The sequence below is a fragment of the Corallococcus caeni genome (genome assembly GCF_036245865.1).
In the GTDB taxonomy this organism is placed as follows: Bacteria; Myxococcota; Myxococcia; order Myxococcales; family Myxococcaceae; genus Corallococcus; species Corallococcus caeni.
The window spans coordinates 393,308-407,190 of the sequence record NZ_BTTW01000008.1 but is presented as its reverse complement, the minus strand read 5'-3'; the positions used below and the strand labels follow the sequence as shown (position 1 = coordinate 407,190).

Sequence of the window (13,883 nt, the reverse complement as noted above, 5' to 3'; positions counted from 1 at the left end):
GGTTTTCTTGCCTACACGCACCAGTGGAGGGAGCCTCCGTCCCAGGACGCTACAGGACGAGGTGGCCATGAAGCTGGGCGCATGGATGGCGATGCTGGCGATGACGACGGGCTGTGCGACCGGATCCCCCGTGGGCGCCTGGGTGGCGTCGGATGCCGTGCGCTACCGCTCCGCCTCCCCTCCTGCCTTCCCGCGCGCCACGCTGTCCTCGGAGGTGGCGGTCCGCGAGAGCCCCCGCGCCCCCGCGAAGGCCCCCACGCGCGGCAAGGCCCCGGCGGTGGCGAAGGCCCCCGCGAAGCCTCGCCCCACCGTCACGCCCGTGAAGCAGACGCCCGCCAGCCCCGCCCCCACGGGCACCCCGCGTGAGCGCGTGCTGGCCACGGCGCGCGCCCTGGTGGGCCAGCCCACGGTGCAGGTGAACGGCCGGCGCTACCCGGCGGACTGCACGGCGCTCATCGAGGCCACGTACGCCCAGGCGGGCGTGAAGTTCCGGGGCACGCTGAAGCCCGGGGACAACGGCGTCACCGCGCTCTACCGCTACGCCCGGGCGAACGGCCGCGTGTACACGGACGGACGCCCCGTGCCGGGCGACCTGGTGTTCTTCCGCGAGACGTATGATCAGAACCGCGACGGCCGGCGCAACGACGGCCTCACCCACGTGGGGCTGGTGGACGGCGTGGACGCGGACGGCACCGTCACCGTCATCCACCGCGTGAAGCGCGGCGTGGTGCGCTACCGGATGAACCTGGCGCGCCCCCACCTGCCCCGCGATCCGAAGACGGGCGAGGTGCTCAACGACATGCTGCGAAGCCCCGCCCCCGGCCAGCCGCACGTGCTCACCGGCCAGCTCTTCGCCGCGTTCGGCAGCGTGCTGCCCTCCGGCCCGGCGAAGCCCCTGGCGGTCGCGGCCCGGTAGGACTCAAAAGGAAAGCCCGTCGATTCCAGCCGTGCGCTTCCGGAACCAGCCGGAGCGCCGCGGGGAACCGACGGGCTTGCACTGCCAAAGCGGGTGAAGGTCAGGTCGACGTGGAGGTCGGCACGCGGGCGGTGCGGTCCCACGCGGCGCGCTGCGAGTTGCGCAGGAAGCGCCAGAAGCCCACGGCGATCGCCATGTTCATGGTCACGAAGTAGTACGCGATGGACGTGGCCTTCTTCGCGACGCCGCTCTTGAAGACGCCGGAGCGGCCCAGGTACGCCAGGGCGTAGAAGCCCAGCTGCGCGCCCAGGGTGACGCGGTAGAAGAGGCTGTCGAGCAGGAACAGGTTCGCGATGAGCGCCGCCGCCATCAGCGCGGGAGCGCACCAGCGCAAGAGCTTGTGCGACCAGAAGGCGAACGCGGGGAAGCCCGCGGTGGGCAGCAGCAGCCCGGGCACGAGGCGTAGGCTCTGGAAATTGCCCGCCGCGATGCGCGCGCGCCGGCCGAACTCCTTGTCGTAGTCCTCCGTCGTCTCCTCGTGGGCGACGGCGCCCTCCTCGTAGACGACCTTGTAGCCGCTCTCCAGGATGCGCAGCGGAATCACGAAGTCATCCACGATGGTGGACGGAGGCAGCTGCGTGAAGAGCGAGCGCCGGATGGCGTAGAGGCCGCCGTTGGCCCCCACCACCGCGCCGCGCCGGCCCTCGTACATCTTGATGAGGGACTCGTAGCTCCAGTACGCGCTCTCCTCGTAGTCCTGCTTCGTGGGGTTGTAGAGCCGCAGCTTGCCGCAGACGGCGCCGACCTCCGGGTCCTCGAAGTGGCGGACGATCTTCCGGACCGCGTCCGGCTCGATCATCGTGTTCGCGTCCGACAGGAGCACGATGTCGCCGTGCGCGGACGGGATGCAGCGGTTGAGCACCGTCGTCTTGCCGGCGCGGGCCGCGGGCGACAGCCGCACGCGGTCATCCGTGCACTGCTGCACGAGCCCGTCCGTGCCGTCCGTGGAGCCGTCCGAGCCGATGACGACCTCGAAGCGGTCCGCGGGGTAGTCCAGCGCCAGGCTGTTCTTCAGCTTCGACTCGATGCAGCTCGCCTCGTTGTAGGCGGCCACCACCAGACTCACCGACGGCAGCGGCCCTGCCCTGACGCCCGTCCGGGCGGCCTCCCCCGAGCGCACCTTCCGCAGGTTCTGGAAGACCTGCGCCGCGCCCTCCAGGGCGAACAGGCTCAAGGGATAGAGAAAATACGTGTGCACCAGCGCCAGCGCCGCGCACCAGAAGAAGACCTCCGCCATCGACCCACCCTCCCAACCCCGAGTCCTCGACGCCCGTGGACAAAGCAAGGCGCGTGCCTGGACGTTCAGAGGGACTTCAGGGCGAGAGAGCCAGCGAGCCCCTGGGGAGGACTGGAGTTTCTCCAGGGTGAGACGGAGGTGATCCGGTCAACGCTTCAGGGCGTGGCGCCAGCGGCGGGGAGCTGGGCGAGCGTGCGCTTCGCCAGCTCGTGCTTGGGATTGAGCGCCAGCAGCTCGTTCAGCAGGTTCCGGGCCGTGTCCGGGTCGTTCTGGCGGAGCGCCAGCCGGGCGCCCAGGAAGTAGGGCCGCAGGAAGGTCCGGTCCTGGGTGCGCAGCGCGACCAGCTCCTTGGAGACGGCCTGGAGGGTGGCGGCGGGAGAGCCGGAGCTGAGGGCGAACTCGGCGCGGGCCACGACGCTCCAGGACGGCGTGAGCTCCGCCTGGCGCAGGCGCTCCGCGAGGCCCAGCGCGTTGGAGGCGCCCGTCACCGCGGCGTAGAGGGACTGGGCCTTGAGGCGCGCGGCGACGGTCGCGGCGGGCTCCACGTCCGGCGCGGCCCGAAGGCTCTCCACCAGCGCGTCGAGCCCCTTGCGCCGCTCGGCGATGGTCGTGCGCAGCGGACTCATGGCGCGCTCGGCCTCGCTCATCTCCGCGCGGAGGGCGTTCGCCTGCCCCATCCAACCGGGCGACGACCTCGCGGAGTTCACCTCGTCGAACTGCCGCTTGAGCAGCTCCGCCTGGAGGCGCAGCTGGTCGAACTCCGCGTGCAGGTCGCTCAGCTGGAGCGTGTAGGCCACGGCCAGCTCGGCCTGGACCTCGGCGTACTTCGGGTGGGCGGTGGCCAGGGCCTTGAGGTCCTGGATGGCCTGCTCGCGCGACGCAGCGTCATCACGGCGCAGTGACTTGACGGCGGCTTCCTTCTTGTCCACGGCCTCCGCCGGCATGGCGGCATTGCGGTCGCGGAAGGCGGGATACGCCAGGTACCCGGCCAGGGCGATGCCCGCGAGCACCGCGAGCACGAGGAGCACCCGGCTCAGCGTGGAGGACCGCCGGTCGCCGTCCTCGATCACCACGGAGCCGGTGCGGGAGGCCCCGAGCAGCTCCGGAGGCAGGTCGCTGGAGGGCTTGCGCGAAGGAAGGGGCCGGTCCAGCCCACTCCCGAGCAGCGATGCGCCGCCGGAAGGCGCTGGCGCGGCCCTGGAGGGCTCCGTGCGAGCGAAGGGTGCGTCGTCGTCGGGCAGGGAGACGGTCGCGGTCGGCGCGCCCGTTGCCCAGGGCGCGTCGCCGTGGCCTTCCGGAACGAGCTTGGAGCGCGAGGCGCCAGCGGCCGACCAGGGTGGACTCCCCGTGTCGTCCGAGGGCGAGATGTTCTCGAAGGACCGGGAACGGGGCGCGGAGGACTCCGAAGGGCCGGCCACCGCCCCGAACGCCTGCGTCGAGCCCCCTGGTTCAACCCCACCGGGGGACGCGGCCGCGGGTCCGGAGACCGCGCCGAACGCACGCGTCGGTCCACTGCTCACCTCGGAGGCACCCGGAGCCGGAGGGCCCTGCACCGCGCCGAACGCACGCGTCGAGTTCCCCGCCGCCGAAGCCCCAGGCTCCGAGAGACGGAACGAACCCGAGGACGACGCGGAGACGGCTCCGAACGCGCGCGTGGTCCCGACAGGAGCCGCGCCCTGCCCCGTCGCCGCCGCGGGAGGAGCCCCCATGCCGGGCCCCACCGCGCCAAAGGCACGCGTGGTGCCCATCGCCGGAGGCTGCGTGCCGGACACCGGCGCGACGGACGGAGGCGGAGGAATCACGCCCGACGAGGACACCGCGCCCGAAGGCGGCGTCGGCTGCGGAACGAAGGAACCGGACGCCGTGGTGGAACCCGCGAACAGGTTCGTGGATTTCAGGTTGGCGCCGCTCTCACCGCCGAAGATCTGCGTGGACGACGGCGCCCCCGTACGGTCTCCCCCACCCGCCGGAGGAATCTTCGGCGCGGGAGCCATGACGCCAGTGGGCGAGGCCTTGAACACATGGCCACACCGCGTGCACTGCACCGAAGCGCCGCCAGGCGGCAGGAGTCGGGCATCCAGCACGTACTGCATCGAGCATTGCGGGCAGGCGATCTGCACCGGCCGTCCTTACCACACGCTCCCATTGGCCGCCGCCGGGTCCAGCACCGTGGCTGCCCGGAGGGTCTCCAACTTGGCAGCGCCCACGCCGGGCACGGCGTCCACGTTCTCCCAGCTCACGAACCGGCCCTGCGCCTCGCGGGCGGACACCAGCCGTTTGGCCAGGTCGCGGCCTACCCCGGGCAACAGGGCCAGCTCGGACTCGGAGGCCGCGTTCAGGTCCAGCTTGAGCCCCAGCGCGAGCGCCTGGCTCCCCGTGGGCACCGTCCCCGGGCCGCACGTGGCGAGCCCCGCCGGGTCCAGGCGCACGGCCTCCGGCGGGCAGTCGAGCGAAGGCCGCGAGTCCGGCCACCGCGCCCGGGCCGTGAAGCCCAGGGCGAGCAGCCCCAGCGACAGCGCCGCGAGCGCGGACGTGCGCCCGAACCGCCTCAGGCCTTCTGCCCCTTGAGCGCGTCCACCTCGGACACGGTGGGGTTGGCCGTCACGGGGGGCGGCGCGTCCAGCCCGAAGGCCGTGTGCAGCGCGCGCACCGCCAGCTCCGTGTACTTCGTGTGGATCACGCAGGACGTCTTGATCTCCGACGTGGAGATGAGCTGGATGTTGATGCCCTCCTGGGAGAGCGTCTGGAACATCTTCGCGGCCACGCCCGAGTGGTTGCGCATGCCCACGCCGACGATGGACACCTTGGCGATGGCGTCATCGACCTCGATGCCCGTGGCGCCCACTTCCTGCGCGGCCTGCTTCACGACCTCGTGGGCCTTGGCGAAGTCGGACTTGGCGACGGTGAAGGTGACGTCGGTGCGCCCGTCGCGGGACGGGTTCTGCACGATGAGGTCCACCACGATGTGCTTCGCGTCGAGCGCTCCGAAGAGCTTCGCCGCCATGCCCGGCTGATCCGGCACGCCGACCACGGTGATCTTCGCCTCGTTCCGGTCGTAGGCGACCCCTCGAACCAGCACGTCCTCCATGGATGCGTCCTCCTCGCAGACGAGCGTGCCCGGATCCTCGGTGAAGGAAGACTTCACCCACAGGGGCACCTTGTACTTCATGGCGAATTCGACCGAGCGAATCTGCAACACCTTGGCGCCCAGGCTGGCCAGCTCCAGCATCTCCTCGTAGGTGATGCGGTCCAGCTTCTTCGCGGCCGGGCACACGTTGGGGTCGGTGGTGTAGACGCCGTCGACGTCCGTATAGATTTCACACGCGTCGGCCTTGAGCGCGGCGGCCAGCGCGACGCCCGTCGTGTCGGACCCGCCGCGGCCGAGTGTGGTGACGCTGCCCGTCTCGTCCACGCCCTGGAAGCCGGCGACGACGACGATCTTCCCCTGCTTCAGCGCGGCGCGGATGGGCTCCGCGTCGATGCTCTTGATGCGCGCCTTGGAGAAGGTGCTGTCGGTGACGATGCGCACCTGGTGGCCGAGGAAGCTCACGGCCTTCCCGCCCTGCGCCTGGATGGCCATGGCGACGAGCCCGATGGACACCTGCTCGCCCGTGGCGACGACGACGTCCTGCTCGCGCTCGTCGGGCCGGTCGGTGATCTGCGCCACGAGCTTGAGCAGGCGGTTGGTCTCACCGGACATGGCGGACACGACCACCACGACGTCATGGCCGGCCTTCTGGGCAGCGAGGCAGCGGCGAGCGACGTTCTTCATGCGCTCGGTGTCACCCACCGAGGTACCGCCGTACTTCTGGACGATGAGGGCCACGGGGCTTGCGACCTCCCTGCACGGACGCGCGCAGGCTATATGGGCGCCGGGCCCCGGGTGTAAAGGGCCCTCAACCTGCCTGCCGCGAATCCGCTAGCGTTCGTGGCCCAACGACTTCAAGCCGCATTCCTGGAGTACCAAGACATGTCCCGCTCCCGCCTCCTCATCGATGGTGACACCCTGAAGCTGGAGGAGATCCTCCAGGTCTCCCGCCACGAAGTCACGGTGGAGCTCGCGCCCGAAGCCGCGCAGCGGGTGCAGGCCTCCCGGACGTTGGTGGACCGGGTGGCGGCGGGGGACACGCCGTCGTACGGCATCAACACGGGCTTCGGCACGCTGGCGGAGGTGCGGATCGACCGGAAGGACCTGCGCGACCTGCAGCGCAACCTCATCCTGTCGCACGCCTGTGGCGTGGGGAATCCGCTGCCCCTGCCGGAAGCGCGAGTGCTGCTGCTCCTCCGGGCCAACGTGCTGGCGAAGGGCTTCAGCGGCATCCGGATGGAGACGCTGAGCCTGGCCATCGACATGTTGAACCGGGACGTGGTGCCGGTGGTCCCCGAGCGGGGAAGCGTGGGCGCGTCCGGAGACCTGGCCCCGCTGGCGCACCTGGCGCTGGTGCTGATTGGCGAGGGCGAGGCGTTCTTCGAGGGCGTGCGGATGCCGTCGAAGCAGGCGCTGGAGAAGGCGGGCCTGAAGCCGGTGGTGCTGGAGGCGAAGGAAGGCCTGACGCTGATCAACGGCACGCAGGCGATGTGCGCGGTGGGCACGCTGACGCAGCTGCGAGCGGAAATGCTGGCGGACGTGGCGGACATCGCGGGAGCAATGACGGTGGAGGGCCTGCTGGGCAGCCACAAGCCGTTCCTGCCGGAGATCCACGCGGTGCGTCCGCACGCGGGCCAGAAGGCGGTGGCGGAGCACCTGCGCCGGATTCTGAAGGGCAGCGAGCTGGTGGAGACGCACGTCAACTGCAGCAAGGTGCAGGATCCCTACAGCCTCCGGTGCATCCCGCAGGTGCACGGCTCCGCGCGTGAGGGATTGGCCTTCGCAAGGCGCATCCTGGAGGTGGAGGTGAACAGCGGGACGGACAACCCGCTGGTGTTCGTGGACACGGGGAACATCATCTCCGGAGGCAACTTCCACGGTCAGCCCATCTCGCTGGCAATGGATGTGGTGGCCATGTCCCTGACGCAGCTGTCGAGCATCTCCGAGCGCCGCGTGGAGCAGATGGTGAACCCGAGCCTGTCGGGTCTGCCCGCGTTCCTCGCGAAGAACAGCGGCTTGAACAGCGGGTTCATGATCGCCCAGGTGACCGCGGCGGCCCTGGTGGCGGAGTCGCGCATCCTGAGCCACCCGGCCTCCGTGGACTCCATCCCCTCCTCCGCGGGCCGCGAGGACCACGTGTCCATGGGCATGACGGCTGCGCTGAAGGGCCGTCAGGTGTCGGAGTTCGCGCGTTCGTGTCTGGCGATTGAGGTGCTGGTCGCGGCGCAGGCGCTGGACTTCCGTCAGCCGGTGAAGCCTGGCAAGGGCGTCCTGGCGGCGTACGAGTTGGTGCGCAGCAAGGTTCCGCACATGGATCGGGACCGCGAGCTGCATCACGACATCACGGCCGTCACTGCGCTGGTTGAGTCCGGGGCGATCCGCGAGGCGGTGCGGTCAGCGACTGCCTGAAGCGCCTCTGATTCGAGACAGCTCCGGGCCGGCGTCCGGAGCTGCTCCAGCCCGACTCAGTTAGCAGTGACACGCGAGCCACCAGCTCGCCGGAAGGATGGTCGCCATGCGACTGCGGGCTTGTGCTGCGCTTTTGCTTTTTCTCTCCGCGTGCGCCACGTCAGCACCGAGCACGGGACTGCATGTATCCCGGACCCCGAGGCTCACCAACCTCCAGCGAGCAGCGGCGCTACCGTGGACGGATGACGGGCGCTGTGCTGTTCGGGAGGCTTCCCAGCCATGGTCTGAGCTTGTCGAGAGGTGCTTTCCGGCGCTCGACCATGACCGGATCCGATTCAATGATCCCTCAGGACGGTGCGCAGTGGCCTCGGCCGGGGCCGCCGCAATGGGCATCGGCGTCTGTGTCCTGGCAGCTCCGGAAATTGCCGTGGGCGCCGTCGTTGTCATTGGTGCGCTGGTGGTTGCGGTCGCCATCGAGGAAGCGCTCGCTGACTATGAGTTGAAGGGGAGCTGGCCCGCGGAGGAAGTGGTCGAGCCTCGAACGAAGCCCGTTCTGCCTGCCTCCTCGGCTCACCGAGGTCCCAAGCCAGCACCGTCACCGCAGGACGTGTTTCCCCCGGCGCCGCCAGAGTCACCGGAGTACGAGCGCCGTCCGGAATGCAGACCGGTTCCGGGCCCTCCCCGAGGAGGGAATGAACCCCACAACCAGTGCGCCAACGACGTTCGAGGCAACGCGTTCCGTGGCCTGAATGTGCTCGTCAACGGAAAATACTTCGATGCCTTGGTGCCGGCGACACGAACGCTGTGGGAAGTAAAAACAGACGACTTCGAAAAGCAACCGCTCCGGTCACAGGACTTCTTCGTGAAGATGAAGCTCCCGGAACTGCGCCGCGAACAAGCCCTGGCCACGGCCTGCGGATACGAGTTCGTCATTGGCGTTCGTAGCAAGGCCCACAAACAAGCGCTGCTTCGAGCAGACAGCAAGGCTCAAGGTCGTTCTCATGGACTGGTGTTGAAATGCCCTCCGCGCAGGACTTCTTGAGCCTCATTGTCTACGCACCCGCGCTGACCCTCGCCGACAAGCGGCCTCTCGCCATTGTTCATGGCGTGGAGCATGCCCTTCCTGGCTTAAGGCTGGCATGGACGACTTCTGAAAAGGGAGAGCTCATCCCCCTGAAGCACCGTGATGACTGGGTCGCGGCCAACACGACGGACGGCGGGCTGCCGTTCCTCTGTAACGACGACGATCAGACGCCTGTGACGCTCTACGGGCTGGAGAATCCGGACGGCCCTGGAGGCAAGCCTCAGCTTGAAGTGCATATGAGACTTCCCCTGAATGCCACTGTGATTGGCCTGGCAGAGGCTGTATTGGCGGCTGTAGCGGAGACTTCCGATGCCCGGTGGGGAGACTTGACGCCGTTCGCAGCGGCAGCAGACATTGCTGAGCAGACAGCCCCCACATTGGACGGGCCTCCATCTCCACCGAGACGCCTTCCGGTCCTCATGGCGCCGGATGCGCGCTCCTCTCCTGCGATTCCGCATCGCCTTGGGTGGCTGAACCATTGGTCGGACGCTTCCGCGCGTGCGCTCGGGTTTCCGGCCCCTTCGCGTGACGCAGACCTGCTCTCGCGGGCACGACGCACACCGACGAATGGATGGATCGTGCAACTCACGGACACGCCACTCGAGCTCGACAAGCCAGCGCACCTGGACGCGCTTCTGAAAGCGTACGAGCGTTTCCCGAAGATTGGTGGACGCTGAAGCAACACCGACAATACGCATGACACTCCCCAAGAGCGGCGCTCATGCAATCGGCTTCGTCTCCCGACGTATCCGGGATTCAATTGACCGTAGGCCAAGCCCGACCATCGAGGCACTTCATGTCCGTGAATCACTTCAGGATGACCTCCTTGGGGCTGCTTGCTGGCCTTTGCGTCTCGCTGTCGGCGCGTGCGGAAGACGGGGTCCGAGCAAAAGCCCGGCAGTTCGCCGCCGACACTCATTTCAACGGCGTCATCCTCGTTGGCAAGGGCTCGCGTGCTGAGTACGTGGAGGCGTTCGGGGTCACGAACGCCGAAGCGAAGGAGCCCCTCACGCGGAACAGCCGCTTCTTCGTGGGTTCCGTGAGCAAGTGGCTCACGTCCATCGTGGTCCTGCGCCTTGTGGACGAGGGGAAGCTGTCGCTCGACGAACCCATCCTCACGCACCTCCCGGAGTACCGCGCGGACACGGGGAAGCAGATCACCCTGCGCCACCTGATCAGCCATGGCAGCGGTCTGCCCAATGGGCTCATGGACGCGTTCAAGAAGGACCCGAGCATCGAGAGTGAGACGCGTCCCCAGGCTGAAGCGGTGACGCGGTACGCGAGCGGCGACCTCGTGTTCACGCCGGGCACGCGCTTTGACTACAACATCACGAACTGGATTCTCGTGCAGGCCATCCTGGAGCGCGTCTCCGGGCAGTCCTACGCGCAGCTCGCTCAGCGTCTTGTGTTCAAGCCTCTGCGCATGGCGGACAGCGGCATCGCGGCGGGCGAAGCCGGAAACGTTCCGAACCTTGCCTTGGGGTATCGCGCCCTGGAACCTAAGGTCGAGCGTCGCATCTACACGCTCCCGAACTACCTGGTGACCGGTGGCGGGTTCTACAGCACCGCCGATGACATGCTGCGACTGAATCACGGCGTGCTCTCGGGAAAGCTCCTGTCGCCAGCATCCAGGAAGGCGCTGCTGACCGTCGAGCGCCCCGAATCCGCCTACGCCCTGGGAGGCCGCGTCCGGACCTATGAGACCCAGGTGCAGTCCGCCCACACCGTCGCGACGAACGACGGGACGAGCGGCGCCTATCGCACCGTCTCCTGGCGCGTCCTCGACGATGGCCGCACCGTCATCATCCTGAGCAACCTGCGGCCGGATGATTCGAAGCTCTTCGCATTCACGGAATCGCTTCTCGGGCTTCCGAGCACCTCCAAAGAGAATTGATCATGAACACTCAACGTTGGTGCCTGTTGTTCCTCATGGGATGGACGCAACTGGCCTGGGGCGCACCTGACAAGGTGGATGCGTTCCTGCGCGCGGAGATGGCTCGCAACCACATCCCTGGCGCGGCAGTCGCGGTGGTCCGTGACGGCAAGGTGATCAAGCTCGCGGCCTACGGCACGGCGAATCTGGAATGGAACGCACCGACCAGCACCCGCACGGCGTTCCAGATTGCCTCTGGCACCAAGATGTTCACGGCGGTACTGCTGATGGACTTCGTGGGCCAGGGAAAGCTCCAGTTGGATGACCGCGTCTGCCAGTACATCGCCGACTGTCCGCCGGCCTGGAAGGACATCACGGTTCGTCAGCTTGCGAGCCACACGTCCGGAATGAAGCCCGGGCCGGTGAACGCCGATGTCTCCAGCGTCGCGGTGGCCGTCGAGGCGGCGAAGAAGGTCCCGCTCGCGTCGGCACCGGGTGAGAAGGCGGCTTACGGTTCGGACGACTTCGTCATCCTCACCCACGTGCTGGAGAAGGTGGGCGGTGCGCCCTACCCGCAACTCCTGCGCGACCGCATCTTCACGCCCCTGGGCATGACGAACAGTGGCTTCGACCATGCCATTCTCACCGAGGAAGACATTGTCCTGACCAGTGACGTGATTCCTGAGCGGTCGGCGACCTATCAGTGGCGCACCGACCACCAGCAGCAATACTGGTTCGTGTATCCGCATTATACGCTGGCAGCCGGTGGGCTGTTCTCATCCGTCGCGGACATGTCCAGGTTCGTGGCCGCGCTGATGAGCGACAAGCTTTTGAAGCCAGAACTGCGCTCCGCGATGTGGACGCCTCCCACACTCAACAACGGCAAGCCCAGTAGCTTCGCGGTGGGGTGGACCGTGGGCCGTTACCGAGGACGTTCCGAAGTGGGTCACAGCGGCGGTCCTGCGCTTTCGGACACGGTCTACTACCCGGACGACAAGCTTTCCGTGGTCGTGCTGACGAACCAGCGGAAGCTGGTCCCCAATCTCGCGCACGGCGTGGCGAACTTCTACTTGCCGTCCCCTCCCTTACTGAATGATCCCGGCATCACCGACGCTACGCCGGAGCGGACGCAGGCCTTGAAGCAACTCTTGCCGGCGCTGGTCGAGGGCAAGGCGGATGCCCGCCACTTCACCGGGGCCGCGAAGGACGCGCTCGCGGACCTGAACGAGTGGCTGCCCATCCAGCTTGGCGGAATGCCTCGGTTGAGCCGCCTGGTCCTCCTGGAGGACTCGGCCGACCACCTGACGCGGACCTACCGCGCCGTGTACGGCAAGGACCAGACGCTGCGCTGGAAGGTCTTGTTCAGTCAGTCAGGACTCATCGCCGAGCTGGATGTGGCGGACGAGTGATTGACAGACAGTTCATGAAGCACGTGGACGCACCTGCGAACGCCTCAATCCGCTCAACTTTCACATCAAGCGCTTGCATGCCCGGCGGCCTGGTGCAATGCTAGCCAGGCTCAATCAGCGGCCCTGCCCTTGCTTGACTAGGGATTTCATGACCAGACACCTGGCAGCCACAGCGCTTCTCGCATTTCTGACCACTGCTTGTGGAGAGGAAATTCCCACCGATCCTCAGGTGAATACGCAGACAGCAGCATTGCTGCCACCAGGAGATTCACTCATCGGAACCTGGAAGTCAGGTGGGTGGCCCGGCATCGTGTCAATCTCTGGCGGCGATGGGTACATGACCAACGACGGAGACGGCTGCTGGCTGAACGGCGATCTGAAGTTTGAGAATATCACGCCGACGTCTACGCCAGACGAGTACACCGCAACGCGCCACATGTACGGTAGCGGATTTTGTCTCGTCCATGCCTCACCAGAAACCACCATCATCACCCTGCATCACTACACGTCTGGTGACGCGTTCTCTGAGGTGAGTCCCAGCTTTTCTGCCAGCTGGACCCGCTACCCCTGACTTGTCAGGGCGAGTGACTGCCCATCCAGCGTGAGGCGTTCGGCGCGTCAGCGGTCCTCGCTCCGGATCCAGACGTGGTGTTCGACCTTCGACCAGTTCTTCTTGGCCGCGGGTGACAGCGTGGCGTACCCCGGCCGGGAGATCTCTTGCAGGTGGTGCTCGTACGCCTCCTGCGCGGTCGCGCCATAGCCCAGGACGTACGCGTACATGAACAGCTCCGTGGAGTAGCCGTACTGGGCCGCGTTGTCTGGATGTTCGTAGATGGTCGCGATCAGCACTCCGCCATTCTTCGGGAGATGCGGTCCGACGCGGTCGAGGATCTTGTCCAGTGCGGCCTGCGTGCGCTTGTAATTGGCGGCGGTGATCAGGCCGCTCATGATCCACTCGACGACCGAAGCGGACCAATTGTACGACTTGGTCCCCGGGACGACCTCGATCGCGTTCGAGGTCCGGCGGAGCGTCACGGCCGTGACCTGGAACTTCCGCGCGGGCGGCAACGGCTTCAGGGGCACGGGCGTCAACTGCGGCTTCACCGCCACCGGCTGCGTGCTGACGGGTTGCAGCGGAACCGTGACCTGCGGTCCCGACTGTGGGGTCAGCCGCGTCGTCTTTCCGACCAGCCGCGAGCCCGACAGGATGGCCTGTCCCTGTCGCTGGAGGGGCGCGTAGGAATCCTTGGGCTTGAAGGCGAGGTGCTTCAACTTCGCCTCCTGCACCGCGTCCGCGTAGCGGATCTCCTGGGCCTGCATCGCCTGGTTCCCGTGGAAGGCCTTGTTCGCCTCGAACACCTTCCCCATCAGGGACTCGAACTCACCGCTCCGCTGATTGGCTTTCGAGTCCACCAGGGCACAGCGCACGTACCCGTACCCGTACATCTTCCCCCGGTTCTTCGAGTAGATGTGGTCGACATCATGCCCTGAGACCACGGGCCCGAAGGCGGCGGTCCAGGCGTTGCGGTAGCCCCCGTAATGCGGGCTGACCCACAGCTGCTTCTCCCCAGTGAAGCTCTCCACCACGAGGACGTCGGTGCTCTGGTAGCGGGCCAGCGAGTAGCAGTGGCCGACGTACTTCTCCAGGGCCGCCTGATCCTTCGCGGCGACAGGAATCGGGGGATCGACGACGGGGGGCGGGCTCACGGGGAGTGAGGAGCCAAGCACGCCCCTCCGCACTGGAGCAACACGGCCTCCCACACGCAGTCCCCATCACCGTCCCAGCGCCCGTCCGCCTGCCTCCCCT

The 13,883-nt window shown here is 67.5% G+C and carries 12 protein-coding genes; 7 read left to right on the top strand and 5 right to left on the bottom strand.

Features of this window, described 5'->3' with window-relative positions:
• The first annotated feature begins 67 nt into the window (after positions 1-67).
• Positions 68-916 (top strand): CHAP domain-containing protein, encoded by an 849-nt coding sequence (locus AABA78_RS30920; RefSeq protein WP_338268672.1) that lies wholly within the window; start codon positions 68-70, stop codon positions 914-916.
• 100 nt (positions 917-1,016) lie between these two features.
• On the opposite strand, the gene AABA78_RS30915 is transcribed toward AABA78_RS30920, so the two are convergent.
• The 4 genes from AABA78_RS30915 to AABA78_RS30900 form a co-directional block, all read right to left on the bottom strand.
• Entirely contained in the window at positions 1,017-2,213 is a 1,197-nt protein-coding gene (locus AABA78_RS30915; protein WP_338268671.1) for a glycosyltransferase family 2 protein, read from the bottom strand.
• A gap of 155 nt (positions 2,214-2,368) precedes the next feature.
• A complete protein-coding gene (locus tag AABA78_RS30910; protein ID WP_338268669.1) occupies positions 2,369-4,333 on the bottom strand; it encodes a zinc-ribbon domain-containing protein in 1,965 nt (654 codons plus the stop codon).
• A 9-nt stretch (positions 4,334-4,342) separates the two neighbouring features.
• The gene (locus tag AABA78_RS30905; RefSeq protein ID WP_338268667.1) at positions 4,343-4,642 is read right to left on the bottom strand and encodes a ComEA family DNA-binding protein; all 300 of its coding nucleotides are present in this window, start codon (positions 4,640-4,642) and stop codon (positions 4,343-4,345) included.
• A gap of 119 nt (positions 4,643-4,761) precedes the next feature.
• Positions 4,762-6,039, bottom strand: coding sequence for an aspartate kinase (locus AABA78_RS30900; RefSeq protein WP_171420900.1), 1,278 nt, complete (start codon positions 6,037-6,039; stop codon positions 4,762-4,764).
• Between the two features lie 144 nt (positions 6,040-6,183).
• Between AABA78_RS30900 and hutH the strand changes: the two genes are divergently transcribed.
• The 6 genes from hutH to AABA78_RS30870 all read left to right on the top strand — a co-directional run bounded on the left by hutH (position 6,184) and on the right by AABA78_RS30870 (position 12,647).
• Positions 6,184-7,710: a histidine ammonia-lyase gene (gene hutH / locus AABA78_RS30895; RefSeq protein ID WP_338268664.1), complete on the top strand. Its 1,527-nt coding sequence runs from the start codon at positions 6,184-6,186 to the stop codon at positions 7,708-7,710.
• Positions 7,711-8,095: 385 nt separating this feature from the next.
• On the top strand, positions 8,096-8,752 hold the full coding sequence (locus AABA78_RS30890) for a DUF6310 domain-containing protein (protein WP_338268662.1): 657 nt from the start codon (positions 8,096-8,098) through the stop codon (positions 8,750-8,752).
• Complete coding sequence (locus AABA78_RS30885) at positions 8,728-9,471, top strand: DUF5953 family protein (RefSeq protein WP_338268660.1); 744 nt, start codon at positions 8,728-8,730, stop codon at positions 9,469-9,471. The genes AABA78_RS30890 and AABA78_RS30885 overlap by 25 nt, the downstream gene beginning before the upstream one ends.
• A gap of 119 nt (positions 9,472-9,590) precedes the next feature.
• Complete coding sequence (locus AABA78_RS30880) at positions 9,591-10,688, top strand: serine hydrolase domain-containing protein (protein WP_338268658.1); 1,098 nt, start codon at positions 9,591-9,593, stop codon at positions 10,686-10,688.
• Between the two features lie 2 nt (positions 10,689-10,690).
• Complete coding sequence (locus tag AABA78_RS30875) at positions 10,691-12,076, top strand: serine hydrolase domain-containing protein (protein WP_338268657.1); 1,386 nt, start codon at positions 10,691-10,693, stop codon at positions 12,074-12,076.
• 148 nt (positions 12,077-12,224) lie between these two features.
• Positions 12,225-12,647 carry a hypothetical protein gene (locus tag AABA78_RS30870; RefSeq protein WP_338268655.1) on the top strand — a complete coding sequence of 141 codons (423 nt, stop codon included), beginning with the start codon at positions 12,225-12,227 and terminating at the stop codon, positions 12,645-12,647.
• Between the two features lie 47 nt (positions 12,648-12,694).
• On the opposite strand, the gene AABA78_RS30865 is transcribed toward AABA78_RS30870, so the two are convergent.
• Entirely contained in the window at positions 12,695-13,783 is a 1,089-nt protein-coding gene (locus AABA78_RS30865) for a hypothetical protein (protein ID WP_338268653.1), read from the bottom strand.
• Positions 13,784-13,883: the final 100 nt, after the last annotated feature.

Excerpts from the sequence above, each read along its gene's own strand:
- AABA78_RS30890 (WP_338268662.1), top strand. The coding sequence starts at position 8,096 with ATGGGCATCGGCGTCTGTGTCCTGGCAGCTCCGGAAATTGCCGTGGGC.
- AABA78_RS30875 (WP_338268657.1), top strand. The coding sequence starts at position 10,691 with ATGAACACTCAACGTTGGTGCCTGTTGTTCCTCATGGGATGGACGCAA.
- AABA78_RS30885 (WP_338268660.1), top strand. The coding sequence starts at position 8,728 with ATGCCCTCCGCGCAGGACTTCTTGAGCCTCATTGTCTACGCACCCGCG.
- AABA78_RS30915 (WP_338268671.1), bottom strand. The coding sequence starts at position 2,213 with ATGGCGGAGGTCTTCTTCTGGTGCGCGGCGCTGGCGCTGGTGCACACG.
- hutH (WP_338268664.1), top strand. The coding sequence starts at position 6,184 with ATGTCCCGCTCCCGCCTCCTCATCGATGGTGACACCCTGAAGCTGGAG.
- AABA78_RS30920 (WP_338268672.1), top strand. The coding sequence starts at position 68 with ATGAAGCTGGGCGCATGGATGGCGATGCTGGCGATGACGACGGGCTGT.
- AABA78_RS30870 (WP_338268655.1), top strand. The coding sequence starts at position 12,225 with ATGACCAGACACCTGGCAGCCACAGCGCTTCTCGCATTTCTGACCACT.
- AABA78_RS30880 (WP_338268658.1), top strand. The coding sequence starts at position 9,591 with ATGTCCGTGAATCACTTCAGGATGACCTCCTTGGGGCTGCTTGCTGGC.